Source organism: Nocardia sp. N2S4-5 (assembly GCF_044628355.1).
Taxonomy (GTDB): Bacteria; Actinomycetota; Actinomycetes; order Mycobacteriales; family Mycobacteriaceae; genus Nocardia; species Nocardia wallacei_B.
Genome location: NZ_JBIUPM010000001.1, coordinates 3,102,754 through 3,127,686 on the forward strand (window position 1 = coordinate 3,102,754; position 24,933 = coordinate 3,127,686).

A 24,933-nucleotide genomic window follows, 5' to 3' on the forward strand; every position below is an offset into this window, starting at 1 on the left:
GACCTACCGACAACGGAGGTTCGGATGTCTGATCGCTCCACCGGCCGAAAACCCGGCCAGGTTGCCGACAAGGGCAAGAAGTCCATGAAGAATCGCTCCCGGCGCGACGCGGAACGCATGCCCGACGACATGCGGCGCGACCCGGACCGGATGGGTTCGGGCATGAAGCGCGAGGGCGACGGCATGAATGCCGCGGCGCGACGCGACGCCCGCGTCGACCGCGACGACATGCAGGACGCGGCCCGCCAGACGAAGGAGAGGCTGGGCAAGTAGGAACCGGTGACATCGGCTCGCGACGGTCTCGTCGCGAGCCGATCCGCGTCAGCGGGCGCGGGCGAGCCGACCGCGATCGGCCAGGCGCAATTCCAGTGTCACCGGGACGATTTCGGCCTCGAGCGCCTCGCGCAGCCGGGCCACCGCATGGCCGAGAATGTGTTTGCGCAGCGCCGCCAGGTCGGTATCCGGTTCGGCGGTCACCACCAGGTGCAGTTCCGGCGCGGCAGCGGGTCCGGACAGTCGCGCGGCGGCCGAGCGAACCTGCGGATAGGACTCGACATCGGCGACCACCGGCGCGGCCGCGACGCCGGAATCGAGCACCGTGGTTCCCGCGGCATCGGTGGCGCCGATCCGCCACATAGTCCGCCGCGGCAGCCGGGCGGCCTGCGCCGCCAGCCACCGCAGCGCGGCCAGGCCGATCAGCACCGCGCCCACCGCGACCACGATCAGCACCCAGCGCGGCGGCGCGGCGGTGCCGGGGACGAGGGTGGTATCCGGGTCCGCCCAGCTCAGTCGGCCGGTCCAGGCGACGATGGCGTAGGCGCCGGCGGCGACCAGCGCCAGGCCGATCAGTGCCAGCAGCGTCCGATTCAGCCGGGCGGGGCGGTTGACCGTACTCATCAGGCTTCTCCTGTCCGTACCGTGCGCACCCGGGTACGCACCGTATGCGGCGTGCGGGGACCCACCAGCGCCAGGCGTTCATCGATCGCCGCGCGCACCGCGGAACCGACCTCCGATTCGGGCCGACGGGTGCGCGCCTTCACCCGGATCTTCTTGCGTCCCAGTCGAACCCGTGACGATTCCAGACCGTCGACCGAGTCGGTCGCGTCCCGGACGGCGGCGCGCAGGCTGCGCCGGGTGATCCCCGCGTCCACACCCTCCGTCGATTCCAGCGGCAGCACGACGGGCCGTCCCGGCCACAGCGCCACCGCGAGCAGCAACAACCCGAGCATCGCGATGGTGATGCCGCCGCCGAGCACCCAGGCGCTGCCCCACGTGGTGTCGTGCAGGCGCGTCGCCACGCTGTCGTAGGAGACGAGTTCCTTTGTGTCGCTGAGCTTCTGTATCGCCGACACGGCGACCAGCACGCACACCGCGACCAGCGCCAGCGCCACCACGACGGCCGGGATCACCCGGCGCGGCCGGCGCCTCATCGGACCCGCCCCGGTTCGGCGTCGGTCGGCAGCGCCGACACCTCGATGTCCACCCGCGGCACCGCCAGTCCCGACAGTTCGCGGGTGCGTTCGATCAGGTGGGCCCGGCAGGCGTCGGTGATCCGGGCGACGGGCAGCGGGTAGCGGATCGGCAACCGCACGCGCAGGACCGTCGCGTCCCCGACGACACGCGCGGTCACCTGCACGTCCGACTCCACCCCGGCCACCTCGCGGGCGGCGCGGGCCGCGATCCGCCGCACCGCCCGCTCCCCCACCACGGTGACGCCGCGCGTTTCCATCTCGCGCGGCGGCGCGCCGGGGGATGCCGTGGCGGCGGTCATCGGCGGCTCCGATCCTGCGCCGATCGCACCAGCCCGGCCAGATCGACGTCGCCGTCGAGCCAGCGCCCGATCAGCAGGCCCAGCCCGCCGAACACCAGCACGACGAAGAACGCGCCGAAACCGCCGAAGGCCGCGGCGAACCCGAGAGCCAGGCCGCACATCAGGCAGATCGTGGTGGCGCTCATGTCACTGCACCCGATCCCGGCTCGGCGGTTGCTGCTGCTGATCGGCGTCGTCGTCGCCCTCGATGTAGACATCGTTGACATTGAGGTTGACCTCGACGACCTCGAGGCCGGTCATCTGCTCGATGGCCGTGATGACATTGCGCCGGACCACTCGCGCCAATTCGGCGATGGCGACGCCGTATTCGACGACCAGATCCAAATCGACGGCGGCCTGCCGCTCCCCGACCTCGACCGAAACACCCTGTCCCACACTGGCGGACGCGCCCGGGATGCGATCGCGCAGCGCGCCGAACGCGCGGGCCGCGCCGCCGCCCAGTTCGTGCACGCCGCGGACCTCGCGGGCGGCCAGCCCGGCGATCTTCTGCACGACGGTGTCGGCGATGGTGGTGGTGCCCTGATCGGTCACCAGCGCGTCCGGGCGGCCGGTGGCGTTGCGGTCGGCCTTGGCGGGCGTATTCGAGTTGTCGGACTTGGCATTTCCGGGGTTACCGGCCGGCTTATCGGTTGCCGTGCTCGTCATGATTCCTCCGATTCCCTTGCGTTACAGCGGATAACGACCTTTCATCGGTAAGACACGAGGCCGCGCAGTTCGTCACGGCCGCTGTGTGTGAGCTAGGTAACCGCGATGTCGCCGACCGCCTCGGCGGTCAGATCCGCGACTACCACGCGCAGTCTCGCCCGCGCCCACTCGGTGTTCTCGAGCAGCGGCCGGATCGCGGCGGCGACCTTGTCGACCAGCGGCGGCAGCGGCAGCGCGGTGGCCACGACGCGGACCTCCACCACCGCCGAGCCGAGATCGACCGCGTATCGGTTGCCCGCGAGCGGGAGCCAGGTCGCGTTCTGCGGCACCGGCGGGGTCGCGGGTCGTAGTCCGTCCACCGTGTCGATCGCGCCGACGATGTCATCGATCAGCTCTCCCTCCGCTGTCACGAGCGCCCCGGTTCGATGTCGAGAACACAGACCGAGACCTCGTCCACGGGGACGCCGGTCTGCTCGTTCACCACACGGGCGATCTCGCGCTGCACGGTTCTGGCGACCTCGCCGACGTGGCCGCCGGCCGCGATCGTGAGATCCACGTGGATCTTCAGCCACTCACCCGCGCGGCGGACCCGTACGCCGCCCGAGGGCGCCGATTCCTGCCGGGTCAGCAGTTGCAGACCCGAGCGGGCCAGCTGCCCGACCAGGCCGAGTACGCCGGGTTCTAGCCGCAGCACGCCGGGCACGGAGGCCGCGGCGCGGGCGGCGACCCCGGCGATCACCGCGTCGGCGACGACCGTTTCGGTGGCCGTGGTACTCACCGGTCCTCCTCGTAGATGTCGACGACCGAGATGTCGAGTCGTTGCAGGATCAGGCCGATGCGCGCCGAGGCCGCCGCCCGCACCCGCTCGCGCACCTGCGGGACGACCTCGCCGAGGCTGCGGCCGTCGGCACGCACCGAGATGGTCATCTCCACCTCGACGACGGTGGCGCCGTCAGACCCCGGTCCGGTCGAGCGCACGGTGCAGCCGCGGGCCCGCACGCCGTCCACGGTGTCGGCCGCGTAGCGCAGCACCACCGCCACCGCCTGCTCGCTGACCTCGATCGAGCCCGGATGCGGGGTGGGCAGGTCCACGGTCCGGCCCCGGCGCACCTCGGTGCGCACGGCGGACATGATGCGGCCGAACAGGTCCGGCGGTGGCGGATCCGGTTCCTCGACCAGTTCGCGGGTCGCGCCGCGCAGCATGAGTAGGCTCTCGCGGGCCGCGGCGCAGTGCGGGCAGGTCTGTTCGTGCTCGTCGGCGAGTCCGGCATCGACCGCGTCCAGCCGCTCCCACACCTGTTCCAGGCCGCGTCCGCAGGGAAGCAGGTAGTCGCTGTCGGTGGTCTGGCCTACCGCCATGGCTTCATCACCTCCGCCAATTGTGCTCGGGCCCGGGCGATCCGGCCGCGGACCGCGGTGCCGTTGGTGCCGACGATCTCGGCGATCTCGTCGTAGGACCGCCCGTGTACCTCGCGCAGCAGCCAGCAGGCCCGCTGCTCGGGCGTCAGCCGCTGCAGCGCCGCGGTGAGGGCGGCCAGCTGGCTGTTGACCTGCGCCGCGTGCTCCGGGTGGGTGTCGGTGCGGGGCGAGGCGGTGGTGTCCGGGTCGACGTCGGCGGACGGCTGCCGGGATCTGATGACGTTCAGGCAGCGGTTGGTGGTCATCCGGTACAGCCAGCCCGCGAACGCCGAGTCGTCCTGGAGCTGGCCGACTCTGCGCCACGCGTTCAGGAACACCTCCTGGGTGACGTCCTCCGCCTCGCCGCGGTCGGCCAGCATCTTCGCCGCGAGCCGGAACATGGGCCCCTGATAGCGCAGCACCAGTTGCTCGTAGGCCCGGACATCGCCGTCGCGCGCCCGACCGGCGAGGGTCGCGTCGTCCAGCGCCGCCTCGGGTGCGGTAGCCGTCGTGCTCACACAACACCTCCTCCGCTGCTCCCTCGATCGACACACGCGAGCGGGAATCGTCACGAGGAATTATCCGTGATCGTTGTCTCACAGGTTGCCGAGTGAGGAATACCGCGTCGGCACGGTCTTGAACATGTGCGCCGATCGGCGCCGCACTCATGAGACAACGGAGGTTCGTGATGTCCGCCAACGACAAGTTCGCCCACACCGTCGACGACCTGAGCGGCAAGGCGAAGCAAGCTGCCGGGCAGGTCACCGGCGATGACAAGCTACGCGACGAGGGCAGGACCGATCAGGCCGAGGCCGGCGTGAAGCAGGCCGCCGACGATGTGAAGGCCGCCGTCGGCGACGCCGTGAACAAGTTGCGGGACCGGTTCGGGAAGTAGAACTCGAGTTCGCCCGCAGTTCGCCACAGCAGGCGACTGCGGGCGGGAACCGGGGCTACTCGTTCACCAGCCGCAAGCCGGGGGCGTGGGCCTGGCGGCGACCGACCAGCCAGACCTGAATGGTCTGATCGGCGGCCGGGTTGAGGGTCTCGATCTCGACCTCGATCTCGCCGCGTTGGGGATGGTCGAGATGCACAGTGCCCGTGCGGAATTCACCCACCATGTGCTCGCGCCAGCGGCAGGCGAACTCCGGTCGGCCCTGCAGTTCGGTGATCAACGACCCGAGCCCCTGCTCGTCGGGCCAGACCGAACGCGCCGCCCGCAATGCGGAGATCATCATGTCGGCGGCGACCGGCCAGTCGCGCCAGCGCTGCGACGCGGCCGGATGGGCGAACACGTACCGCGCGAGATTGCCGTCGATCCCGTCGTCGTAGACGCCGAGCGGCTCGGCGAAATCGCGCCAGGCGGCGTTGCCGGCGAGGATGTTCTGCCACCGGCCGAGCACCACGGCGGGAGTCGGGTGCAGCGCGTCGAGGACCGCCTGCAGCGTTTCGGAGACCTGGTCCTCCGCCCGGCCGGGCGACGGGCAGCCGCCGGCCGCGTGTTCGAGGCCGAAGGCCAGCTTGCCGAAATGGTGGCGTTCGACCTCGTTGAGCTGCAATGCCTCGGACAGCGCACCGAGGACCGCCATGGAGGGATTGGTATCCCGGCCTTGCTCGAGGCGAGCCAGATAGTCGACGCTCACCCCGGCCAGGGCGGCGACCTCCTCACGGCGCAGGCCCGGCGTGCGGCGGCGGCGACCCGCGGGCAGGCCGACGTCCTCCGGCTGCAACCGCGCGCGCCGAGCGATGAGAAATTCGCCGAATTCCGACTGTGCCACGCCACCATCCTGTCCGATCCCGGCTGCGTTATCCGCGCCCTGGCAGTACCAGGATAGCGGCGGCGTGGACAAACGGACCGCGGTCCGGAAATGATGGTGGACATGACGACTTCTACGAACACCACCCTGAAGGCCGGCGCCTGGGAGCTCGACGCCGCCCACTCATCGGTCAACTTCACCGTCCGCCACCTGGGGATCTCCAAGGTCCGCGGCCGCTTCAACTCCTTCGAGACCGGTTTCGTCGTCGACGAGGCGGGCACGGCCGCCATCGAGGCCACCGTCTACCTCGACTCGTTCGACACCGGCAACGCCCAGCGTGACGAGCACGTCCGCAGCGCCGACCTGCTGGACGTCGAGAAGCGGCCGACCCTGCACTTCAAGGTCGTCGAGCCGGTGCGGGTGGCCGAGGACTTCGAGGTCACCGGTGAGGTGACGCTCGGTGGCGTGACCAAGCCCATCGCCCTCGAGGTCGAGTGGGGCGGCGTGCAGGAGGCGCCCGACAACAAGCGCCACGCCGGATTCGCCGCGACCGGCACCCTCAAGCGCAGCGAGTTCGACGTCGCCACGGCGGTACCGACGGCTATGCTCAGCGACAAGATCGCCATCGAGCTGGACATCCAGCTCATCGAGCCGTAGGACTGGTCCCGGTCCGTTCCGCGAAGGGAGTCCGATGAGCACTGCCAACGATTGGAACAGCAACATCATCGCCGAGTTCCGCGCCAACGAGGGCCGGGTGGGCGGCCAGTTCGAGGGCGCCCCGATGCTGCTGGTGCACCATCGCGGCCGCAAGTCCGGGCGCGAATCGGTCAGCCCGATGATGTACCTGGCCGACGAGCAGGACCCGGACCTCATCTACGTGTTCGCCTCCAAGGGAGGCGCTCCCACGAACCCGGACTGGTACTACAACCTCACCGCGGCCGGCTCCGCAACCGTCGAGCGCGGCACGGAACGCTACGACGTCACCGTCCAGGAGATCACCGGCCCGGACCGAGACCGAATCTACGCCGAACAGGCCGGCCGCTACCCAGGCTTCGCCGGCTACTCCGAAAAGACCGCGGGCATCCGCACCATCCCGGTCCTCGCTCTCCGCCGCGCCTGACCTCCGCCAAACTCGCTGCGGCGCAACAACAACCGCGCCACAGCGGAACAACCGTGCCACCGCACAGCAAACCTGCGGCAGCACAACAACTCTGCCGCAGCACAGCAACCGTGCGGTAGCACAACAACCCTGCCGCGACAGAACAACCGTGCCGCAGCACAACCCTGCGGCGGCACAACATCCTTGCGGCGGCACAACATCCCTGCGGCAGCACAACATCCCTGCGGCAGCACAACAACCCTGCGGCAGCACTACATCCCTGGCCCGTGCTCCCTGGAGCGCGGGCCAGGGGCATTCCGGGGGATCGAACGCGGCGCGCGACCACCCCTCACGGCAGCAGGCCTGCCCGGCGCGCCCGCACCACAGCTTCGTGGCGGGTGTGGGCGCCCAGTTTCACCATGGCGCTGCGCAAATAGCTCTTGACCGTTTCCGTCCGGAGTGAAAGACGTTGTGCTGCTTCGGCATTGCTGCACCCGAGCGCGACATGGGTGAGTACGTCCAGCTCGCGGGGCGCCAGTGCCGGTGCATCGTTGGGGATTTCGGGGCCGGACACGAGCCGGGCCAGACGTTCGGACAGCTCACGTAATCGAGTGCGGGCGGTGGGGTCGGTGACGGTCTGGGCGATGCCGCGCACCTCGGCATGGATGTCGCGAAGCTGTTCGGCGACAACGGCGTCCGTCGTCGGAGCGATCGCCGCCTCGCGCAACCGCAACCGCCGGTCCACCTCGTCGCGTATCGCCAGCTCCACGGCCAGCCGCCGACCGGCCTGCACCGCCAACTCGGCCGCGCGGCCACCGATCGGCCCGGCGTCGCGGCTGGCGATGTACAGCACGGCCCGCGATTCGCCGCCGACCACGACCGGCACCCCGACCACGGCCCGCAAGCCTTCGGTCAGCACCGGGGCGTCGTAGTGGTGGGTGATGGTGGAGGCGATCCGGTAGTCCGCGACGGAGGTGGGCCGCCTGCTCGACACCGCCGCGCCCCCGACCCCCGACGACGGCGAGACCGCCAGCCCGCGCATGGCGGCGGTGCGGGTGCCGAAGAACTCCGAGAGAATCAGCGTCTCCCCGTGCACCTGGCCGCCGAACACCACCGGCATCCGCGAGTCGACCGCGACCCGCCGCAGTTCGGCGCGCAGCGCGTCGGCATCGCGGGGTCGCAGCAGTTCCATCTCGGTACCCCTTTCCGGGGGTAGTGGGCGGGGGAATGTGACCTGGATCCTAATTCCCGTGAGTTCGACAACGGGCCGGATCCAGCAGGCCAGTTATACGCATGGAGCATGGAAGGTGCCGCTGCTGGGCGACACGATCGGAGCCAACCTCGATCGCACCGTGGCGATCCACGGCGATCGGCTCGCGCTCGTCGACCGCGCCGGCGATGTGCGGTGGACCTATCGGCAGTTCGCCACGGAGGTGGACGCGGTCGCGCTCGGTCTGCTCGCGACCGGCGTCGACAAGGGTGATCGGGTCGGCATCTGGGCGCCGAATCGCGCGGAGTGGACGCTGGTGCAGTACGCGACCGCGCGGATCGGCGCGATCCTGGTGAACATCAACCCCGCCTATCGCGCGCACGAACTGCGCTACGTGCTGCGGCAGGCGGGCGCCCGGGTGCTCGTGGCCGCCCGGGAGTTCAAGACCTCGGACTACGCTGCGATGATCGACGAGGTCCGCCCCGACTGCCCCGACCTGGACCACGTGGTGCTGCTGGACGGCCCCGACTGGTCCGCACTGCTGGATCGCGGCCGGGCCGGCGATCCGGCCGAGCTGGCGGCGGCGCAGGCCGCGCTCTCCCCCGACGACCCGATCAACATCCAATACACCTCCGGCACCACCGGTTTCCCCAAGGGCGCCACGCTCTCCCACCACAACATCCTCAACAACGGCTACTTCGTCGGCGAGCTGTGCGGCTATACCGAGGCCGACCGGATATGCCTGCCGGTCCCGTTCTATCACTGCTTCGGCATGGTGATGGGCAATCTCGCCGCCACCAGCCACGGCGCGGCGATGGTGATCCCGGCCCCGGCGTTCGATCCGCGCGCGACCTTGGAAACCGTTGCGGCCGAGGGCTGTACGTCGCTGTACGGGGTGCCGACGATGTTCATCGCCGAACTCGCCGAGCCCGGTTTCGACACCTACGACCTGTCCACACTGCGCACCGGCATCATGGCGGGATCGCCCTGCCCGGTCGAGGTGATGAAGCAGGTGATCGAGCGGATGGGGATGAGCGAGGTCAGCATCTGCTACGGCATGACGGAAACATCCCCCGTATCCACCCAGACCCGCCGCGACGACACCCTCACCCAGCGCACGGCGACCGTGGGCCGGGTCGGCCCGCATCTGGAGATCAAGATCATCGACCCCGCGACCGGGCTGACCGTGCCGCGCGGCGAGCCCGGCGAACTGTGCACCCGCGGCTACTCGGTGATGCTCGGGTACTGGAACGATCCCGAGAAGACCGCCGCCGCCATCGATTCCGGCCGCTGGATGCACACCGGCGACCTGGCGACCATGGACGACGACGGCTACGTCGCGATCACCGGCCGCAGCAAGGACATGGTCATCCGCGGCGGGGAGAACATCTACCCCCGCGAGATCGAGGAGTTCCTCTACACCCACCCCGACATCCTCGACGCCCAGGTGGTCGGCGTGCCCGACCCGAGATTCGGCGAGGAACTCGTAGCCTGGATCCGGTTGCGTGAGGGCGCACCCGCCCTGGACGCCGCGGCGCTGCGCGAGTTCTGTTCCGGGCAGCTCGCGCATTTCAAGATTCCCCGCTACGTACACGTCGTCGAGGAATTCCCGATGACCGTCACCGGCAAGATCCGCAAGGTCGAGATGCGCGAGATCTCCACGCGGCTGTTCGGCCCCGATATCGACAGAACAGGAGAATCGGCATGACCACCAACACCGAGTTGTACCGCGCCGCCCGCGACCGCCTGCTGGGCACCGCGACCGACTACGACTCGGCCCGCAAGCTGTTCGAATGGCCGCTGCTGACAGGCAGATTCAACTGGGCCACGGACTGGTTCGATGTGATCGCCCGCGGCAACGACCGCACCGCGCTGTGGATCGTCGAGGAGGACGGGCGTGAACAGCGGGTGAGTTTCGACGCGCTGGCCCGCCGCTCCGACCAGGTCGCGACCTGGCTCGCCGACATCGGTGTGCGCCAAGGCGATCGGGTGATCGTGATGCTGGGCAACCAGGTCGAGCTGTGGGAATCCATGCTGGCGATCGCCAAGCTCGGAGCGGTTGTCATGCCGACCACCGCGGCGCTGGGCCCGGCCGACCTGAGCGACCGGATCGCCAGGGGCGCCGTGCGTTTCGTGATCGCCAACACCGCCGACACGGCGAAGTTCGAGCAGGTGGACGGCGAGTACACCGGCATCGTCGTCGGTGCGCCCGCGTCCGGCTGGCACAGTTACACCGACTCCGGCGACGTGCGTGCGGCGGGCCCGTTCGAGGCGGTCACCGACGTCACCGACGAACTGCTGGTGTACTTCACCTCGGGCACCACCAGCAAGCCGAAGATGGTGCAGCACAGCCAGATCAGCTATCCGGTCGGCCACCTCAGCACCATGTACTGGATCGGCGTGCGCCCCGGCGACGTGCACCTGGCGATCAGTGCGCCCGGCTGGGCCAAACACGCGTGGAGTTGCCTGTTCGCGCCGTGGATCGCCGAGGCCACCATCTTCGTCTACAACTACGGCCGCTTCGACGCCGCCGCACTGCTCGCGCAGCTGAACCGGGCCGGGGTGAACACCTTCTGTGCGCCACCGACGGTGTGGCGCATGCTGATCCAGGCGGATCTCGGGGAGCGGCCCGCGGGCCTGCGCGAGGTACTGGGCGCCGGGGAACCGCTGAACCCCGACGTGATCGCGCGGGTCGAGAAGGCGTGGGGCCTCACGATCCGCGACGGTTTCGGCCAGACCGAGACCACCCTGCAGGTCGGCAACACCCCCGGACAGCCGGTCAAACCGGGCTCGATGGGACGGCCCGCCCCCGGCGTTCCCGTGGTGCTGGTCGACCCGATCTCCGGCACGGTGGCCGACGAGGGCGAGATCTGCCTGGACCTCGCCGCGGAACCGGTGAATCTGATGACCGGCTACCTGGACGACCCGCAACGCAACGCCGACGCCATGGCGGGCGGCTACTACCACACCGGCGATGTCGCCACCCGCGACGCCGACGGCTACATCACCTACATCGGGCGCACCGACGACGTGTTCAAGTCCTCCGACTACAAGGTGTCGCCGTTCGAACTGGAGAGCGTGCTCATCGAGCACCCGGCGGTCGTGGAGGCCGCGGTGGTCCCGCAACCGGACGACACTCGGCTCGCCGTGCCCAAGGCGTACGTGGCGCTGGCGGCCGGCTGGGAACCCGATGCCGACACCGCGCGGGCGGTCCTGGCCTACGCCCGCGACCAGCTGGCCCCGTATCTGCGGGTGCGCCGGGTCGAATTCGCCGAGTTGCCCAAGACCATCTCCGGCAAGATCCGCCGGGTGGAACTGCGCCGGCGCGAGGAGGCCGCGCACGCCGCGGGCACGCCGATCGACACCGAGTACCGCTACGAGGATCTGCTGCCCCCGGCATCCGGGTAACGCTCGCGTGTTGCACCGCATTCGCTCGTCGACCGGCCGACGGTCCGGTCACGGGCTCGCCGGTGCACCGCAACTCGCCGGACGGAACAGCATCGATTGCGTCACGGCCGACGGAAATTGGCGCGTTTGCCCGAGTGTGGCGTGTTCGGTGCTGGTCATACCTGAGGGGAGGCGCAAAACTGGCACCGTGCCCGCCGCGTGGCACCGGTGCCTGTCGTTCGCGGGGTGCTTCACCCCTCCACCAGGAGCACCAGGCCAGGACGACAGGGACCGCCCACGTGGTGTCGGTTCGGTGCACGCCGCGGTCCCTCACCGCGGCAACACGATCCGTGATCGACCGTACGTACACCTACGACCGATTGGAGAACACCGTGTTGAACACCCTCGAGACCGCGACGGAGTACGTGATCGCGGAGTTGGAGGCGAAGGGCACCGCAACGCGTGACGACTTCGACGTCCAGGCCATCGTGAGCGCCTCGCACGCGATCGCCGAGAGTTGGGATCTCCGCTCGCTGGACCGCAGCACGTTCTGGAACATCGCCGCCAGCAACCTGCGGTTCTAGGACTGGCGATCGAATTCGTCGAGGTGGCCCGAGCGCGCGACCATCGACCACCGGCGCGCCGCGCGGCGCATCGAGCCCGCGTCGGCGTAGCCGAGTAGCTCCGCCTGCCGTTCCCGGCTCACCGGGCCCGCCGCGGCGGCCCGGGCCAGCCGGGCCCGGTCCAATTCCAGTCGCCAGGTCGTTCCCGCCTCGGCCAGGCGGCGTTGCAGCGTCCGCGGGCTGATCGCCATGCGGCGCGCGACCCACTCCAGCGAGACCTCGCCCTCCTCGAACGCCCGCGCCAGCGCCGCGGCGACCCGTTCCGGCCAAGCCGTCTCGAGCGGTGGCGGCGGGGGCAGCGCGGCGGCCAGCGGCTCCAGCACCTCCGCCAGCACGGGATCGGCTGTGGTGAGGGGTAATTCCATATCGGTCGCGCAGAATGTCATCGCGTCCACCGGGCCGCGGAACTCGATCGCGGCGGTGCCGAACACCTCGACGAAGGGCCGCACGTCGCGCGGCGCGTCCTGCCGCAACGCCACCCGGATCGGATGCAAGGGCGCGTCGACGACCTGGCGAGCCCGGGTCAGCACGGCCACCAGTCCCCACAGCTGGGTGTGGTCGCGGCCGCGGCCCTCGCCGTCGATCATGTCGATGTACAGGCTGGTCTCGTCGTCGTTCTCGGCGATCAGGTCGAAGCGGTGGTTGGTGGTGACCGCCGTGACGTACGGGCCGCAGGTGGCCAGGCCGGCGCCGAGGGTGGGCGCGCTGGAGAACAGATAGTCGTACAGCCGCAGGGCGGGCAGCCGGTATCTGCTCGCGACGTGCAGAGCCACACTCGGATCGTCCAGCGCGCGTTCACCCACCTCCCATAATCGCGAGAAGGTGTCACTGGGTACCTGTACGCCCGACCCGGTCAGCGTCCACTCCGGGACGCCGCATTCGCGCAGCATTCGATCGCGGTCCGCTCCGGCCGCGGTGAGCTGCGACAGCACGAAGCGATGCAGCAGTGTCTGATCCGTCCCCAACGCCCCTCCTGCCCGGTGGCTCCACAAGCAAGTTTCTTATACACAAACGCTATATCGCACAGGCCGTTTCGCTCCCGGAAATCGAATCATATGTGGCCGCGGACACGCTGTCCGATTCGTTCAAGACCATGCCCGCCGCGCGTTCTACGGTGCGAATATGACTGTTCGACTGAATGTGATCGGTGTGATCGTGTCCGACCTGGCGGCCGCACTCGCCTTCTACCGCCGCCTCGGCCTGGAATTCGGCGAGGACCTCGGCGGCCACGTGGAGGCGACGCTGCCGGGCGGGTTCCGGCTGACGCTCGATACCGACGAGAACATCCGCTCGTTCGCCCCGGACGCCGTCGCGAATCTGCGGGGCGAGGCCGGCCGTCTCGGCCTGGCGTTCGAGTGCGATTCGCCGGGCGCGGTGGACGCGCTCTACGCCGAGCTGACCGGCGCCGGATATCACGGCGAGCTGAAGCCGTTCGACGCCTTCTGGGGCCAGCGCTACGCCACCGTGCACGACCCGGACGGCAACAGCGTCGACCTCTACGCGCCGCTGTCCTGATCGGCGCGGGAGACCAGCTGCCCCAGCGGCTTTCCGGCCAGCTCCCGGACCTCGCGCGCCAGGTGCGCCTGATCGGCGTAACCGGCGCGGAAGGCCGTCTCCGCGAACGGAATTCCGGTGCGGGCCAGGGTCAGCGCGCGCTGCAGGCGCAGCACCCGCGCGAGCATCTTGGGTCCGTAGCCGAACGCCGACAATGACATTCGATGCAACCGGCGGGCGCCGAGGCCCAATTCGTCGGCTGTCGCCGCGACCGTGGACCCGGCCGCCAGCCGCCGCACAATGCGCGCGAACACCGGGTCGGCGGCGTCGACGGCGGTGACTCGGCGGCGGGCCAGGTGTTCGAGCCCCGTCAGCGGATCGGGCGCGGCGGCGATCAGTGCGGTCAGCGCGCGCACCTCGGCGGCGGGCCACAGATCCGTCAAGGGCGCTCGACTGTCGACGAGTTCGTGGGCGGGCACGCCGAGCAGCGCGGGCGCGGTGCCGGGAAAGAATCTGATACCGGCGATCCTCGTCCCGGCCGCGCCCGGCGGGACGTATCCACGGGTGTCCGGCCCGGCGACCAGCAGCCGCTCCCCCGTCCACAGCACGTCCATGCAACCGTCCGGGAGCACCGGCGTCTCCTCGCCAAGGCCCATGGTCCGAGACCACACCACCGCGCCCCCGACGGCGGTCGACGGGCGCTCGCGGTAGGCCGGCGGCGGACGGGTCTCCACTCGCCCGAGACTAGCGCGCCACGCCGACACGAACGCCGGTGCCGAGGTCGTTCGGCCGTAACCTGAGACCGGCCACAGCTCCACCCTGCCCTGTTCAGCAGTCGAAGGAGACCCGTCCGTGGATCGACCCGCGCCCCGCCCGTGATCCGCAGGGCTCCGCACCCCCGCGGCCCGGACGCACCCGCCCGCGGCTACGGGATCCGCGATCGCCGCCTGCGCCGCCACCATCGCGGCGATGCCTACCGGCTCACGGCCCTCGGCGGCGTGGCCGCGCTGTCACTGGACGCGCTGTCCAGCATCGCCTACGGGCCCGAGGCCATCGTGTCGGTGCTGGTCACCGCGGGCGCGGCGGCCGTGCGCTACACGGTGCCGGTCGCGGTGGCGATCGCCGTACTGCTGCTGGTGCTGGTCGCCTCCTACCGGCAGGTGGTCGCGGAGTTCCCGGACGGCGGCGGTTCCTACGCGGTGGCCCAGCGGGAGTTCCGGCGCCCGGTGAGCCTGCTCGCGGCGGCCGCACTGGTGATCGACTATGTGCTGACGGTGGCGGTGGCCCTGGCCGCCGGGGCGGCCGCGCTGGGCAGCCTCTTCCCGCTGATCGCCGACCATCTGCTGGCGACCGAGCTGATCGCGCTGGCGGCGCTCACGGCCGTGAACCTGGTCGGCATCGCCGAATCCGCGAAGGTGCTGCTGGCGCCGGCCGCGCTCTACATCGTGGTGATCGGCGCGATCATCGTGGTCGGTCTGCTGCGGGCGGAGCCGGTCGCCACGATCGGCACGCCGTCGGTGTTCCACGAGGCGCCCGGCGTGATCGGCCCGCTGCTCCTGCTGAAGGCCTTCTCGGCGGGCGGGTCGTCGGTGACCGGGGTGGAAGTCGTCGCCAACAGTGTGCCCGCGTTCCGGACGCCCGCCGTGCGCCGCGCGCAGCACACCGAGGTCGCGCTCGGCCTGCTGCTCGGCGTGCTGCTGCTCGGCATCGCGAAAGTGATTGCGACGCACGAGGTTCTGCCCCGCGACGGGGTGACCCTGCTGGCACAACTCGCGGCGGCGGCCTTCGGGACCGGGGTGCTGTTCGCGGTGGCCAACGTGACCGTCGCCGGGGCGCTGGGGCTGGCGGCGAACACCAGTTACGGCGGACTGCCGGTGCTGCTGAGCCGCCTCGCCGAGGATCACCGGATGCCGCACCTGTTCGCCCTGCGCGCCGAGCGGCCGGTGTACCGGTTCGGGGTGGCGGCGCTGGGCGTGCTGGCGGGGCTGGTGCTGATCCTCGTCGATGCTCGCGTCGATCATCTGCTGCCGCTCTACGCCATCGGGGTGTTCCTCGGATTCACGATCAGCCAGACCGGTCTGGTACGCCGGTGGGTCCGCGAGCACGGGCGGTACTGGGGCTGGAAGGTGCTGCTCAACGGGTTCGGCGCGATGCTCACGGCACTGGCCGCCGTGGTGTTCTTCCTGGAGCGGTTCACCGACGGCGCTTGGCTGCTGCTGTTCCTGGTGCCCGCGCTCATGCTGCTGTTCGACCGCACCGAGCACTACTACCGCGAGGTGGCCGCGGAACTGGGGATGGGCACGGCGATACCGGCGCCGCGGCGCGATCCGGCGCGGCGCACGGTGGTGGTCGTGCCGGTGGTCGCGGTCAGCGGGCTCACCCGCCGGGCGCTGGACGCCGCGCTGAGCCTGGGCGAGCAGGTACGTCCGATCGCGGTGGACATCGATCCGGTGACCACCGCCCGGCTGGTCGACCAGTGGCGTTCCTGGGATCCCGGGCTGGAACTGGAGGTGCTGCCCAGCCCGCGGCACGGCATGGTCGAGCCGATCGTCGACTACGCCCGCCGGCTCACCGCACCGGACCTGCAGGTGGTGGTGCTGCTGCCGCGTATCGAACCGCGCCGGCGGCGGTATCGGATCCTGCACAACCAGCGCGCCCCGATCATCGCCGAGGCACTGGACCGGCACACCGACGCGATCGCCGCGACCATCACCATCCACCTCGATTGACATCGCCCGCCGATCGTTAGACTCCGCCGCGATACACGTCGACTGTTCGGATTGGGGTTGCACGGCGCCATGCTCAAAGGTTTCAAAGACTTCGTGATGCGCGGAAACGTCATCGACCTGGCGGTCGCGGTCGTGATGGGTACGGCGTTCACCGCGATCGTCAAGTCGGTCACCAAGGGAGTCGTGGAGCCGCTCCTGGCGGTGCTGGGCAGTAACAGCCAGCTGGGCCTGGGTGTGCAGCTGGTCCCCGGCAAGCCCGCGACCTTCATCGCGGTCGGGCCGATCATCAGCGCCGCGCTCGATTTCGTGATGGTCGCGGCGGTGCTGTACTTCGTGCTGATCATGCCGATGAACCATCTCAAGAAGCGTTTCGGCGGCAAGAAGACGGCCGAACCCACTCAGACCGAACTGCTCGTCGAGATCCGGGATCTGCTGCGGGCGCAGGCGAAACAGCCGCAGGCACCGGAGACCGTGCGGCTGATGGACAAGGCGGTCCGGTCGACGGTGGACTGAACCGACCGGTCCGGGGCTCGGCGAAATTCGAGTACCGCGCTACTCGCGCCGCGGAGCCGCCCGCGACGCACTCTCGAAATGTGGCACAGCACAGACTCTTCTGCATTCCGGGAACCTGGGAGGCCGCCACGGCGGCCGAGGAATTCGGGCGGATCGAACCGCGCACCGAGATCGGCATGCTCACCGGTGTCACCGATCTGCTCGATCGGCGGGTCTTCGATGTCGTCTACCTCAATTATCCGGTCGCCTTCGGACCGCTGGCCGGTGGCGGCGACGCGCTGCTGGACGTGCTCGGACAGCCGTCGTATCGGACGGCACGCGATATGGGCGTCGCCGAGTTGGTGCGGCTGATCCGCGAACATCGCGGCGGCTTCGGCATTCTCGGGTACGGGCAGGGCGCCGCGGTGGCGTCGCTGGTCGGGCGGGAACTGGTATCCGGCGCGTTGCGTGATCGGCTGCCGCAGTGCCACTGGCTGCACACCTTCGCCTCGCCGCACCGTAGCGCCGGGCACACCTTCCCGCTCGGCAATCAGCTGGCGGGACAAGGCATTTCCGGCGACCCGTGCACCGACACCGGGACCATCGACTGGTTCGACTACTGCCTGCCCGGCGACCTCTACGGCGACGCCGACCTGGCCGACACCTATCTGTCGCGGGCCTACGCGCTGGCCATCGATCTTCCGCTGGTGGACCCGTTCGCGATGATCGCCGGGTGCACCGACAGCCTGCTGCGCGGCCGACTGCGCGACGTCATCGCCGGGCTCGGTGAGGATCCGGCGGAGGTAGTGGGCAAGGCCGGTATCACCGCGGCGACGCTGGCCACATTCCTACAGCACTATCCGCACGACAAGTACGCCGTGCGGGAAATCCTGCCGGGCGCGACGGCCCTGCGGCATTCGGCCAATCACCTGAACTTCTGGGGACCACGGGTCGATGCCGACCAGCAGATGGCGGTCGCGCGCGCCTGAGCGGGTCGGCCCTACCAATTTTCGGCACCGACGAACTCGATGGCGGCGACCATGCGCCGGGCCAGGTCCTCGGGATCGTCGCCCCCGAGTTGTGAACCCTCCAGCGCTCCTTCGCGCCAGAGCGAGGCGAAGCCGTGTACCAGCGACCACGCCGCGAGCTGGGTCGCGGGCTGCCCTTCCGGCGCCACGTCCAATTCCCTGACGCCCGAACGCAATTCCGCACCCGAACGATCCCGGGCAGCGTCCAGCCGTTCGTCGTCGCCACGCAGCAGATCGCGTCGAAACATCACGTCGAAGTGGCCGGGGTGACGGCGGGCGAATCGAATGTAGGCGACCGCCACCTCTCGGAAATCACCCGCAGCGGAACGTAATTCATCCGCCAGCAGCTCGAAGCCCTCGACGGCCAGTGCGGTCAGCAGGCCCTGCTTGTTGCCGAAGTGGTGAGCGGGCGCGGCATGCGAGACACCCGCGCGCTGGGCGAGGGCACGCAGCGATACCGCGTCGACGCCCTCTGTGGCGATCTGCTCGGCCGCGGCCTGCAGCAGCGTCGCACGCAGGTCGCCGTGGTGGTAGGAGGTCTTGGTCACGCCTCGATCGTCGCGCAGAATCTAGACATTGACAAGTTCCCTGCGGCCGACCTAATCTAGCCACTGTCAAGATCCAGCTGAAACCCGTCAGGAGCCCCCGATGGCACCGCTCATCGTCCTCGTCGTCGTCACCGCCGTGGCGCGTCTCGCCGGCCTGCAATTCGAGTGGCTCGATTCCTGGCCGCACGCCGTCCGCATCGGCCTCGCCGCCGTGTTCCTGCTCACCGCGAGCGCACACTTCCAACAACCCCGGCGCGACGCGCTGATCGCCATGGTCCCGCCGCGCCTCCCCGCCGCCGCGTCCCTGGTGACACTGACCGGCGTCCTCGAGGCCATGGGCGCGGTCGGACTACTGATCCCCCCGCTCGCCCCCATCGCCGCCGCCTGCCTGGCCCTACTACTCCTCAGCCTGTTCCCCGCCAACGTCCGCGCCGCCCACGCCGACCTCGGCATCAAAACCATGCCCCTCCCCCTCCGAACCCTGGTACAGGCCGTATTCCTCGCCGCCTGCGTACTGGCAGCCTTCTGAGCAGCGGCAAGGAGCCGTGCGCCTGTCGAAACTTCGCAGGCGACAAAGAATGTCGCGGGTCAGGCGGGTAGTGCGACCAAGCGTTGCGCGTCGTCGAACAGGCGGTATTCGGCGACGCGGGCGGCGGCCAGCGCGGCGAGTGCCGCGGCGGCGAGGAGCATGTACATGACGACGATCTGGTAGCGGATGGCGGTCAGCGGCTCGACTCCCGCGAGGATGAGGCCGGTCATGGCGCCCGGGAGGCTGATCAGGCCGACCACCTTGGTGGAGTCGATCGCCGGGACCAGCGCGGTGCGCAGCGCCGACCGCCGATACGGCAGGAACGCTTCGCGCGCAGGCAATCCCAGGCACAGCCGGGCCTCGACGGCGGGCCGTGCGGCCCGCGCGTCCTCGTGGACGCGGCGCAGCGCGAGGCCCGTGGCCTGCATGGCGCCGGAGACGATCATGCCACCGACCGGGACGACGACCCGCGCCTGCGTCGAGATCACCCCGAGCAGGATGAGCGCACCCAGCGTGATCACCGTGCCGAACGCGACACCGCTGGTCGCGGCCCGAATGGCTTGCGGCACACCAGCTCCGCGCCGCCCGGCCACCTGGCCCGCGATGATCACCATCAGCGCCACCCAGCCGAGCGCGCCCGGCAATCCGGTGTGCCGGAACAACACCAGCAGGACCGCGCCGACGGCGATCAGCTGCACCGCCGCCCGCGCCGCGGCAATCAACAGTTCCCGCGTGAGCCTCAGATGCTGCCGATAGGCGACCAGCGCCGCCACCCCCACCAGCACCAGCGATACCGCCACGCCCGGCCAGTCGGGCACCGAAAGTCCTTCTGTCACAGCCTTATCCATTCATCGTCCGGTTCGGGGGATGGGTTCGCCGACCGCTCGGCAATTCACCCGCCGTCACTCCCCCCGCCCACCGCGCCGCCCGCCGGACCCGGCGCACCGGTCCGATCCCACGGCACCCGAGCTTTTGCCGAAGACCTCCGAGCGGCTGCGCCTCCGGTGAAGTCATGCTGCCACTCGGCAGCGGGCGTCGGTTCACCGGCGCTACCGACAGTCGGCGGGGACACGTTCGGCACCGCATTCTCGACTGCCTCGCTGAGTGCGCCGAGCGGGGACAGGCGACCGCCCTCCAAGACGAAGATGTCGTCGGCGACCGCGGCGGTGAAGACGCTGTCGTGGCTGACCAGCACGGCGCTGCCGCCGGACTTGCAGTGTGCCCGAACCAGTTCCCCGACCACCTCGGCCGCCGCCTCGTCCAGCGCCGAGGTCGGCTCGTCCAGCAGCAGCACCTCGGGCCGCACGGCGAGGGCGCGCGCCAGGCACACCCGCTGCGCCTCCCCGCCGGACAGTTCCGCACACCGCCGGTGCAGGAACGTCTCCGGCAACCCGACCCGGTTCAGCAACGCCCCGACCTGCTCGTCCCACAGCGACGGCCGCCCCACCCGCACCTCGTCGACCACCACGTCGGCCAGCAACACCGGATGTTGCGGCGCCAGCCCCACCCGCCGCCGCAACTCGAGCACATCGAGTTCACCGATCGGAACACCGTCGAGCAGTATCCGCCCCTCGGACGGTTCACCCAGCCGGTTGAGCAGCCGCAACAACGTGGTCTTCCCGACCCCGCTCGGCCCCGCCACCGCCGTGCACCGACCGGCCGCGACGGTCAGACCGATACCACTGAACAACGTGTGCCCACCAAAGGCCACGCCAACTCCCTCGAGGACAATGCTGTGCACGGCCCCACCATGCCCCACCGCCGCCGATACCGCAGCCCGACCATGGCCCCACCACCAAATCTTGTGCGGAGTCACCGTCGCCTCCACTCGACCCGACAACCCGGCACGTACCCCCGGCAACTGCGGCCCGTCACGCTGATCATTGCTCCGACGGCCGTGAAGGGACCCGCAAGGATTCAAATCTCCTGGGCCGCATCAGCTCCCACCAGAACATCGAGGAACTCCGGGGGCACGTGTGGCCATGCGGGGTCCCAGCGTCCGGCGCGCTGATCCGCGCGCAGATCCGCCAGGGTTCGCACGACGTGCGGCCCGCCGTCCAACACATAACGCACCGAACCGAATTCGGCACACTGGGCGATTACCTTGGCGAGCAATGCCTTCGCAGCGGGAGTGTGGCCGGCGGCGGCCAGACAGGCGATGAGCAGGCGGCGAGCCTTGAGCAGCTCGCGTGGACGGTCGAGCGTCTCCAGCCGGTCCACCCATTCCTGCGCCCACCGGCAGGCCAGCGCGATCCGGTCGGGTGCGGGATCGGCGAGCAGTAGGCGGATGGCGGTGAATTCCTCGTACAGCACGGTGAATTCGTCGATCGCGTCCACCGGCGAGCGGCGGTGGCCGTACCGCACCACCGGCAGCGATCCGAACTCCGGGTGCGGCGGCAGACCGAGCCGCACTCGCTCGTTCTCCACCTCGGCGGCCAGTCTCGGCAGCGCCATCGATCGCGCGATCCGGGCGCCCTCGTTGAGCCGCCGGATCGCCGCGGCACCATCTCCGAGCAGTGCTTTGATCCGCGCACCGACCACGTAGCGCGCCAGTTTGAAATCGACCACACCGGCCTCGGGGCCGAGCTTGTAGCCCTCGTCCAGCAACCGTTCGGCCTCCTCGATCTCGCCGCGCTCGTAGAGCAGTTCGCCCAGCAGCGATCCGGCCAGCCGTGCCCCGTAGGAATGTGTGCCGCCGGATTGCTTGGCCGTCTTCAAGGCCCGGCGGAAGTACTGCTCGGCCCGGGCCAGTTCGAGGCGCAGCCCGGCGGCCACGCCGAGGAAGCACAGGCCGTGAACCTTGTTGTAGTAGCCCTTGTTTCGCCGCAGGTACGGCTCGGACCACTCCTGCAGGCGCAGCGCTTCGGCGAAATCACACCGGTACCCGGCGGCCAGCGTCGCGGCGTTGGCGGCGATCGCCACCACGAACGGCGAGAGCCGTTCGGCGCGTGCGAAACACGGCGCCAGCATCGCCTCGATGCCGTCCAGCACATCCGCGCGCACGGCCACCACCGCCCGCACCACGGCCGCTTCGGCGCGCAGATCCGCCACTTGTGTCTCGTCGCACCCGGACCGGCCGAGTTGCTGCTCGACCAGTTCCAACGCCCGCTCGGCCGGACCGGCGCGGTGCAGCAGGATAGTGGCCCACGCCAGATCCAGTTGCAGCCGTGGGCGAGTCTCGACGGCCGCCGCGGGCAGCTTGCCCACCAGCCCGATGAGGCTGGACATCTGGCCGTACTCGAGCAACGCCATCCCGTCCCGCTCGACGATCTCCACGGCCCGCCCCTCGTCCCCGGCCAGCAACGCGTGATCGACCGCCTCGCTGACGTGCCGATGCTCGGCGAACCAGCGCGACGCTTCCCGATGCAGCTCGGTAATCCGTTGCGCCGGACCGTGTTCCAGCCGCTGCCGCAGGAAATCCTGGAACAGATGGTGATATCGGAACCAGCGCCCGTCATCGAGCCTGCGCAGGAACAGGTCCTGTTGCTCGACCTGCTCCAGCAGCGCCCGGCCGTCGGCGACACCGGTGAGCGCGGTGGCCAGCTCGCCGCAGGTGCGTTCGGTGATCGCGGTCGCGACCAGGAAGTCGAGTATGCCGGGATCCAGTGTGTCCAGGACGTTTTCGACGAGGAACTCACCGATGGCGTGATGACGCCCGGTCAGATGGCCGATCAACGCCCCGGGATCGTCGCTGCCGCGCAGCGACAACGCCGCCAGTTGCAGGGCCGCGACCCAGCCCTCGGTCGATTCGATCAGGTCCTCGACATCGCCGCGATCCAGGTCCAGTCCGCCCAGCCCGGCCAAGAACGCTCGTGCCTCCTCCAGATCGAAACGCAGTGCCGCGGTGTCGATCTCGACCAGTTCGTCACGCGCCCGCATCGACACCATCGGCAGGCCGGTGCGGTGGCGGCTGGTCACCACGACACGCAGGGTGGGACTACAGCCCTCGAGCAGGAAGCGCAGCGCGCCGATGGTGGCGGACGCGGTCACGCTGTGCCAGTCGTCGATGACCACCACCAGATCCTCGCCGCGCCGGTCGATGTCGTTGATCAGCGAGGTGAGCACCTACCGCTCGGCCTCGTCACCGTGTTCCTCCAGCAGATCGCCGAGTTCACGCGCCAGCGCGGGCCGCACCTCGCGGATCGCGTCGATGAGATGCGACAGGAACCAGACATGGTTGTTGTCGTCATGGTCGACGGTCAGCCAGGCCACCGCGGTCGACTCGGCGGCGAGCACCGCGCACCACTGGGCGGCCAGGGTGGTCTTGCCGAACCCCGCGGGACCGTGGATAACGGTGAGCCGACGGTCCCGCCCCTGGCGGAGCCTCTCGATCAGTCGTTCCCGGGGCACCAGCGCGCGACCCGGCTCCGGCGGCCGGAGCCGGGTCGCGGCCACCGGCGGGGTGGGCGTGCGCGCGGTGTTCAGTTGCGATGTGTGCCGGCGTCCGGAACCGGTGAGTACCGTGCCCGACCGGTGCCCCGCGGGTTCCGCGGGCGGCAGCGGAATCGGGAGTTCGTCCGGCGGAAGGCCGTGCCGCTCTTGCACATCTCGCAGCAGGAGACCGAATTCCTCAGCTGTAGAAGGCCTTTCGTGACGCTCGCGAGACATGGAACGCTCGATGACCGCGGTCAGATCCGGCGGCAGCCCGGCCGCGCCGAGATCAGGCGTCGGCTGCTTGGTGATGCGCAGGAATTGCGCCACCAACTGCTCGCCGCTACGCCTCTCGAACACCGCGTGCCCGGTGGCGGCACAGAACAGGGTGGCCGCCAGCCCGTACACATCGGCGGTGGCGTCGGGCGTGTGTCCTTGCAACACCTCCGGCGCGGTGAAGGCGGGCGAGCCGGTCACGCTACCCGCCGTGGTCACGAAACCGCCTGCGAGCCGGGCGATTCCGAAATCCGCCAGTTGCGGTTCGCCGTACTCGTCGAGCAGGATGTTGCCCGGCTTGACGTCCCGGTGCAGCATGCCGAGCCGGTGCGCGGTCTCCAGCGCCCCCGCGATCTTCACCCCCACGTGCAGCGTGTTCTGCCATTCGAGCGGCCCGTAGTCCTGAATCCGCGCGTCCAGCGATCCGTGCGGCTGATACTGCATCACGATGAACGGCCGACCCGTCGCGGTGGACCCCACCTCGAAAACGCTCACGATGTGCGGATGACCGGACACCTTGCCCATCGCCAGCTGTTCGCGGACGAACCGTTCCAAGTTCTCCGATTCCAGGTCCGCGGTGAGCACCTTGACCGCCACCGTGCGTTCCAGCGCCGGTTGAAAACACCGGTAGACAACGCCGAAGCCGCCGCTGCCGATCTCGACGGCCGCGGTGAAACCGGCGGCATCCAGCTCCGCCGCGTATCCCGAGACGGGGTCGCGTTGCGTGGAGAGTGGATCGTGATACGCCACGGCGACCTCGAGACAACTTTCGACCGGTTACTCACGAGGATATTCCGGCCGCGCCGATTCGGTAGCCCTTTGTTTTCTGTCTGCCCCGGTGGCCTGGGCGAACGCCGTGGTCGGCCGGAATCGTTAGCATGCACGGGTGGCTAATCTGAAGGTATCAGTCGACGTCCCGATCTCGCCCGATCGGGCGTGGGCGCATGCGGCCGATCTGCGCGAGCTCGATCAGTGGTTGCTCATGCACGAGGCGTGGCGGGGCAGTGTTCCGGAGGAGTTGACCCCCGGCACCGAACTGGTCGGCATCGCGTCGGTGAAGGGTCTGCGCAATCGCGTGCGATGGACCGTGCGCACGGCCGAACCGCCGAAGCGGCTGGTGCTCAGCGGTTCCGGGAAGGGCGGCTCCAAGTTCGGGTTGGAGCTGCGGGTGGCGCCGAAGGGCGACGGGTCGGAGGTCACCGTCGACATCGAGCTGGGCGGGCGACCGCTGTTCGGCCCGATCGGCGCGGGGGTGGCCCGCGCGCTGAAGGGCGACATCGATCGTTCGCTCGCGCGCTTCGTCGAGTTGTACGCCTGAGCCCACCGAATCAGCCGGCGTTTGGCGAGATCCCGCCGAAACTGTAACATGTTTCAGTTGAGGGATATCGGACAGAGAAGCGAACTCGACAGAACATCAGCACACTGGCGCACGCCTTGACGACTGGCATATTTGTCCGCGCACCTGCGCAGATGATGGCATCGTCGAGGGGCTACCAGACGTGTGGTCTACGTCGGACAG

29 protein-coding genes and 1 pseudogene are annotated in these 24,933 nt (G+C 69.7%); 13 read left to right on the forward strand and 17 right to left on the reverse strand.

Annotated features, from left to right (window positions below; translation table 11 throughout):
- Positions 1-24: 24 nt before the first annotated feature.
- Positions 25-273: a hypothetical protein gene (locus tag ACFMRZ_RS14000; protein WP_280270194.1), complete on the forward strand. Its 249-nt coding sequence runs from the start codon at positions 25-27 to the stop codon at positions 271-273.
- Between the two features lie 48 nt (positions 274-321).
- Here ACFMRZ_RS14000 and ACFMRZ_RS14005 read toward each other — a convergent pair whose 3' ends face one another.
- The 9 genes from ACFMRZ_RS14005 to ACFMRZ_RS14045 form a co-directional block, all read right to left on the reverse strand.
- A complete protein-coding gene (locus ACFMRZ_RS14005) occupies positions 322-897 on the reverse strand; it encodes an alkaline shock response membrane anchor protein AmaP (protein WP_400179493.1) in 576 nt (191 codons plus the stop codon).
- On the reverse strand, positions 897-1,430 hold the full coding sequence (locus ACFMRZ_RS14010) for a DUF6286 domain-containing protein (protein ID WP_400179494.1): 534 nt from the start codon (positions 1,428-1,430) through the stop codon (positions 897-899). The genes ACFMRZ_RS14005 and ACFMRZ_RS14010 overlap by 1 nt, the downstream gene beginning before the upstream one ends.
- Complete coding sequence (locus tag ACFMRZ_RS14015; protein WP_280370723.1) at positions 1,427-1,771, reverse strand: Asp23/Gls24 family envelope stress response protein; 345 nt, start codon at positions 1,769-1,771, stop codon at positions 1,427-1,429. The genes ACFMRZ_RS14010 and ACFMRZ_RS14015 overlap by 4 nt, the downstream gene beginning before the upstream one ends.
- On the reverse strand, positions 1,768-1,956 hold the full coding sequence (locus ACFMRZ_RS14020; RefSeq protein ID WP_280273102.1) for a hypothetical protein: 189 nt from the start codon (positions 1,954-1,956) through the stop codon (positions 1,768-1,770). Before ACFMRZ_RS14020 ends, ACFMRZ_RS14015 begins: the two co-directional genes overlap by 4 nt.
- 1 nt (position 1,957) lies before the next feature.
- Positions 1,958-2,476 carry an Asp23/Gls24 family envelope stress response protein gene (locus ACFMRZ_RS14025; RefSeq protein ID WP_400179495.1) on the reverse strand — a complete coding sequence of 173 codons (519 nt, stop codon included), beginning with the start codon at positions 2,474-2,476 and terminating at the stop codon, positions 1,958-1,960.
- Positions 2,477-2,568: 92 nt separating this feature from the next.
- Positions 2,569-2,886 carry a hypothetical protein gene (locus ACFMRZ_RS14030; protein ID WP_280273104.1) on the reverse strand — a complete coding sequence of 106 codons (318 nt, stop codon included), beginning with the start codon at positions 2,884-2,886 and terminating at the stop codon, positions 2,569-2,571.
- Entirely contained in the window at positions 2,883-3,254 is a 372-nt protein-coding gene (locus tag ACFMRZ_RS14035) for an Asp23/Gls24 family envelope stress response protein (protein WP_280370727.1), read from the reverse strand. Before ACFMRZ_RS14035 ends, ACFMRZ_RS14030 begins: the two co-directional genes overlap by 4 nt.
- On the reverse strand, positions 3,251-3,835 hold the full coding sequence (locus ACFMRZ_RS14040; RefSeq protein ID WP_400179496.1) for an Asp23/Gls24 family envelope stress response protein: 585 nt from the start codon (positions 3,833-3,835) through the stop codon (positions 3,251-3,253). Before ACFMRZ_RS14040 ends, ACFMRZ_RS14035 begins: the two co-directional genes overlap by 4 nt.
- Entirely contained in the window at positions 3,826-4,392 is a 567-nt protein-coding gene (locus ACFMRZ_RS14045) for an RNA polymerase sigma factor (protein WP_400179497.1), read from the reverse strand. The genes ACFMRZ_RS14040 and ACFMRZ_RS14045 overlap by 10 nt, the downstream gene beginning before the upstream one ends.
- Positions 4,393-4,562: 170 nt before the next feature.
- Between ACFMRZ_RS14045 and ACFMRZ_RS14050 the strand changes: the two genes are divergently transcribed.
- Positions 4,563-4,769, forward strand: coding sequence for a CsbD family protein (locus tag ACFMRZ_RS14050; RefSeq protein ID WP_280272081.1), 207 nt, complete (start codon positions 4,563-4,565; stop codon positions 4,767-4,769).
- A 55-nt stretch (positions 4,770-4,824) separates the two neighbouring features.
- Here the strand turns inward: ACFMRZ_RS14050 and ACFMRZ_RS14055 are convergent, their stop codons facing one another.
- Complete coding sequence (locus tag ACFMRZ_RS14055) at positions 4,825-5,649, reverse strand: helix-turn-helix domain-containing protein (RefSeq protein WP_400179498.1); 825 nt, start codon at positions 5,647-5,649, stop codon at positions 4,825-4,827.
- A gap of 102 nt (positions 5,650-5,751) precedes the next feature.
- Here ACFMRZ_RS14055 and ACFMRZ_RS14060 point away from each other — a divergent pair, with 102 nt between their 5' ends.
- Entirely contained in the window at positions 5,752-6,285 is a 534-nt protein-coding gene (locus ACFMRZ_RS14060; RefSeq protein ID WP_400179499.1) for a YceI family protein, read from the forward strand.
- A 34-nt stretch (positions 6,286-6,319) separates the two neighbouring features.
- The gene (locus ACFMRZ_RS14065; protein WP_400179500.1) at positions 6,320-6,748 is read left to right on the forward strand and encodes a nitroreductase family deazaflavin-dependent oxidoreductase; all 429 of its coding nucleotides are present in this window, start codon (positions 6,320-6,322) and stop codon (positions 6,746-6,748) included.
- 328 nt (positions 6,749-7,076) lie between these two features.
- Here the strand turns inward: ACFMRZ_RS14065 and ACFMRZ_RS14070 are convergent, their stop codons facing one another.
- The gene (locus ACFMRZ_RS14070; protein ID WP_400179501.1) at positions 7,077-7,919 is read right to left on the reverse strand and encodes a response regulator transcription factor; all 843 of its coding nucleotides are present in this window, start codon (positions 7,917-7,919) and stop codon (positions 7,077-7,079) included.
- 58 nt (positions 7,920-7,977) lie between these two features.
- Here ACFMRZ_RS14070 and ACFMRZ_RS14075 point away from each other — a divergent pair, with 58 nt between their 5' ends.
- The 3 genes from ACFMRZ_RS14075 to ACFMRZ_RS14085 all read left to right on the forward strand — a co-directional run bounded on the left by ACFMRZ_RS14075 (position 7,978) and on the right by ACFMRZ_RS14085 (position 11,908).
- On the forward strand, positions 7,978-9,645 hold the full coding sequence (locus tag ACFMRZ_RS14075; RefSeq protein ID WP_400179502.1) for an AMP-binding protein: 1,668 nt from the start codon (positions 7,978-7,980) through the stop codon (positions 9,643-9,645).
- The gene (locus ACFMRZ_RS14080) at positions 9,642-11,345 is read left to right on the forward strand and encodes an AMP-binding protein (protein WP_400179503.1); all 1,704 of its coding nucleotides are present in this window, start codon (positions 9,642-9,644) and stop codon (positions 11,343-11,345) included. Before ACFMRZ_RS14075 ends, ACFMRZ_RS14080 begins: the two co-directional genes overlap by 4 nt.
- A gap of 329 nt (positions 11,346-11,674) precedes the next feature.
- Positions 11,675-11,908 carry a hypothetical protein gene (locus tag ACFMRZ_RS14085; RefSeq protein WP_280272074.1) on the forward strand — a complete coding sequence of 78 codons (234 nt, stop codon included), beginning with the start codon at positions 11,675-11,677 and terminating at the stop codon, positions 11,906-11,908.
- Here the strand turns inward: ACFMRZ_RS14085 and ACFMRZ_RS14090 are convergent.
- On the reverse strand, positions 11,905-12,912 hold the full coding sequence (locus tag ACFMRZ_RS14090) for an AraC family transcriptional regulator ligand-binding domain-containing protein (protein ID WP_400179504.1): 1,008 nt from the start codon (positions 12,910-12,912) through the stop codon (positions 11,905-11,907). The genes ACFMRZ_RS14085 and ACFMRZ_RS14090 overlap by 4 nt on opposite strands.
- 157 nt (positions 12,913-13,069) lie before the next feature.
- Here ACFMRZ_RS14090 and ACFMRZ_RS14095 point away from each other — a divergent pair, with 157 nt between their 5' ends.
- Positions 13,070-13,462, forward strand: coding sequence for a VOC family protein (locus tag ACFMRZ_RS14095; RefSeq protein WP_280272072.1), 393 nt, complete (start codon positions 13,070-13,072; stop codon positions 13,460-13,462).
- Here the strand turns inward: ACFMRZ_RS14095 and ACFMRZ_RS14100 are convergent.
- The gene (locus tag ACFMRZ_RS14100) at positions 13,444-14,175 is read right to left on the reverse strand and encodes a helix-turn-helix domain-containing protein (RefSeq protein WP_400179505.1); all 732 of its coding nucleotides are present in this window, start codon (positions 14,173-14,175) and stop codon (positions 13,444-13,446) included. The genes ACFMRZ_RS14095 and ACFMRZ_RS14100 overlap by 19 nt on opposite strands.
- Before the next feature lie 141 nt (positions 14,176-14,316).
- On the opposite strand from ACFMRZ_RS14100, the gene ACFMRZ_RS14105 reads away from it, so the two are divergent.
- From ACFMRZ_RS14105 to ACFMRZ_RS14115, 3 genes are all read left to right on the forward strand, one after another.
- The gene (locus tag ACFMRZ_RS14105) at positions 14,317-16,170 is read left to right on the forward strand and encodes an APC family permease (protein ID WP_400179506.1); all 1,854 of its coding nucleotides are present in this window, start codon (positions 14,317-14,319) and stop codon (positions 16,168-16,170) included.
- 69 nt (positions 16,171-16,239) lie between these two features.
- Positions 16,240-16,683: a large conductance mechanosensitive channel protein MscL gene (mscL, locus tag ACFMRZ_RS14110; RefSeq protein WP_400179507.1), complete on the forward strand. Its 444-nt coding sequence runs from the start codon at positions 16,240-16,242 to the stop codon at positions 16,681-16,683.
- An 80-nt stretch (positions 16,684-16,763) separates the two neighbouring features.
- On the forward strand, positions 16,764-17,651 hold the full coding sequence (locus ACFMRZ_RS14115) for a hypothetical protein (RefSeq protein ID WP_400179508.1): 888 nt from the start codon (positions 16,764-16,766) through the stop codon (positions 17,649-17,651).
- 11 nt (positions 17,652-17,662) lie between these two features.
- Here the strand turns inward: ACFMRZ_RS14115 and ACFMRZ_RS14120 are convergent, their stop codons facing one another.
- On the reverse strand, positions 17,663-18,238 hold the full coding sequence (locus tag ACFMRZ_RS14120) for a TetR/AcrR family transcriptional regulator (RefSeq protein ID WP_400179509.1): 576 nt from the start codon (positions 18,236-18,238) through the stop codon (positions 17,663-17,665).
- Positions 18,239-18,338: 100 nt separating this feature from the next.
- Between ACFMRZ_RS14120 and ACFMRZ_RS14125 the strand changes: the two genes are divergently transcribed.
- Complete coding sequence (locus ACFMRZ_RS14125; RefSeq protein ID WP_400179510.1) at positions 18,339-18,767, forward strand: DoxX family protein; 429 nt, start codon at positions 18,339-18,341, stop codon at positions 18,765-18,767.
- Between the two features lie 59 nt (positions 18,768-18,826).
- Here ACFMRZ_RS14125 and ACFMRZ_RS14130 read toward each other — a convergent pair whose 3' ends face one another.
- From ACFMRZ_RS14130 to ACFMRZ_RS14140, 3 genes and pseudogenes are all read right to left on the reverse strand, one after another.
- Positions 18,827-19,603, reverse strand: a complete 777-nt coding sequence (locus tag ACFMRZ_RS14130; RefSeq protein ID WP_400179511.1) for an ABC transporter permease — start codon at positions 19,601-19,603, stop codon at positions 18,827-18,829.
- A 56-nt stretch (positions 19,604-19,659) separates the two neighbouring features.
- Positions 19,660-20,478 carry an ATP-binding cassette domain-containing protein gene (locus tag ACFMRZ_RS14135; RefSeq protein WP_400179512.1) on the reverse strand — a complete coding sequence of 273 codons (819 nt, stop codon included), beginning with the start codon at positions 20,476-20,478 and terminating at the stop codon, positions 19,660-19,662.
- A gap of 206 nt (positions 20,479-20,684) precedes the next feature.
- Positions 20,685-24,164 (reverse strand): annotated as a pseudogene (locus ACFMRZ_RS14140) (protein kinase).
- 136 nt (positions 24,165-24,300) lie between these two features.
- On the opposite strand from ACFMRZ_RS14140, the gene ACFMRZ_RS14145 reads away from it, so the two are divergent.
- Positions 24,301-24,732, forward strand: coding sequence for an SRPBCC family protein (locus ACFMRZ_RS14145; RefSeq protein WP_280272863.1), 432 nt, complete (start codon positions 24,301-24,303; stop codon positions 24,730-24,732).
- The last annotated feature ends 201 nt before the right edge of the window (positions 24,733-24,933 follow it).

Coding starts and splice junctions, on each gene's coding strand:
- ACFMRZ_RS14000 (WP_280270194.1), top strand. CDS start 25: ATGTCTGATCGCTCCACCGGCCGAAAACCCGGCCAGGTTGCCGACAAG.
- ACFMRZ_RS14005 (WP_400179493.1), bottom strand. CDS start 897: ATGAGTACGGTCAACCGCCCCGCCCGGCTGAATCGGACGCTGCTGGCA.
- ACFMRZ_RS14010 (WP_400179494.1), bottom strand. CDS start 1,430: ATGAGGCGCCGGCCGCGCCGGGTGATCCCGGCCGTCGTGGTGGCGCTG.
- ACFMRZ_RS14015 (WP_280370723.1), bottom strand. CDS start 1,771: ATGACCGCCGCCACGGCATCCCCCGGCGCGCCGCCGCGCGAGATGGAA.
- ACFMRZ_RS14020 (WP_280273102.1), bottom strand. CDS start 1,956: ATGAGCGCCACCACGATCTGCCTGATGTGCGGCCTGGCTCTCGGGTTC.
- ACFMRZ_RS14025 (WP_400179495.1), bottom strand. CDS start 2,476: ATGACGAGCACGGCAACCGATAAGCCGGCCGGTAACCCCGGAAATGCC.
- ACFMRZ_RS14040 (WP_400179496.1), bottom strand. CDS start 3,835: ATGGCGGTAGGCCAGACCACCGACAGCGACTACCTGCTTCCCTGCGGA.
- ACFMRZ_RS14050 (WP_280272081.1), top strand. CDS start 4,563: ATGTCCGCCAACGACAAGTTCGCCCACACCGTCGACGACCTGAGCGGC.
- ACFMRZ_RS14060 (WP_400179499.1), top strand. CDS start 5,752: ATGACGACTTCTACGAACACCACCCTGAAGGCCGGCGCCTGGGAGCTC.
- ACFMRZ_RS14065 (WP_400179500.1), top strand. CDS start 6,320: ATGAGCACTGCCAACGATTGGAACAGCAACATCATCGCCGAGTTCCGC.
- ACFMRZ_RS14070 (WP_400179501.1), bottom strand. CDS start 7,919: ATGGAACTGCTGCGACCCCGCGATGCCGACGCGCTGCGCGCCGAACTG.
- ACFMRZ_RS14080 (WP_400179503.1), top strand. CDS start 9,642: ATGACCACCAACACCGAGTTGTACCGCGCCGCCCGCGACCGCCTGCTG.
- ACFMRZ_RS14095 (WP_280272072.1), top strand. CDS start 13,070: ATGACTGTTCGACTGAATGTGATCGGTGTGATCGTGTCCGACCTGGCG.
- mscL (WP_400179507.1), top strand. CDS start 16,240: ATGCTCAAAGGTTTCAAAGACTTCGTGATGCGCGGAAACGTCATCGAC.
- ACFMRZ_RS14125 (WP_400179510.1), top strand. CDS start 18,339: ATGGCACCGCTCATCGTCCTCGTCGTCGTCACCGCCGTGGCGCGTCTC.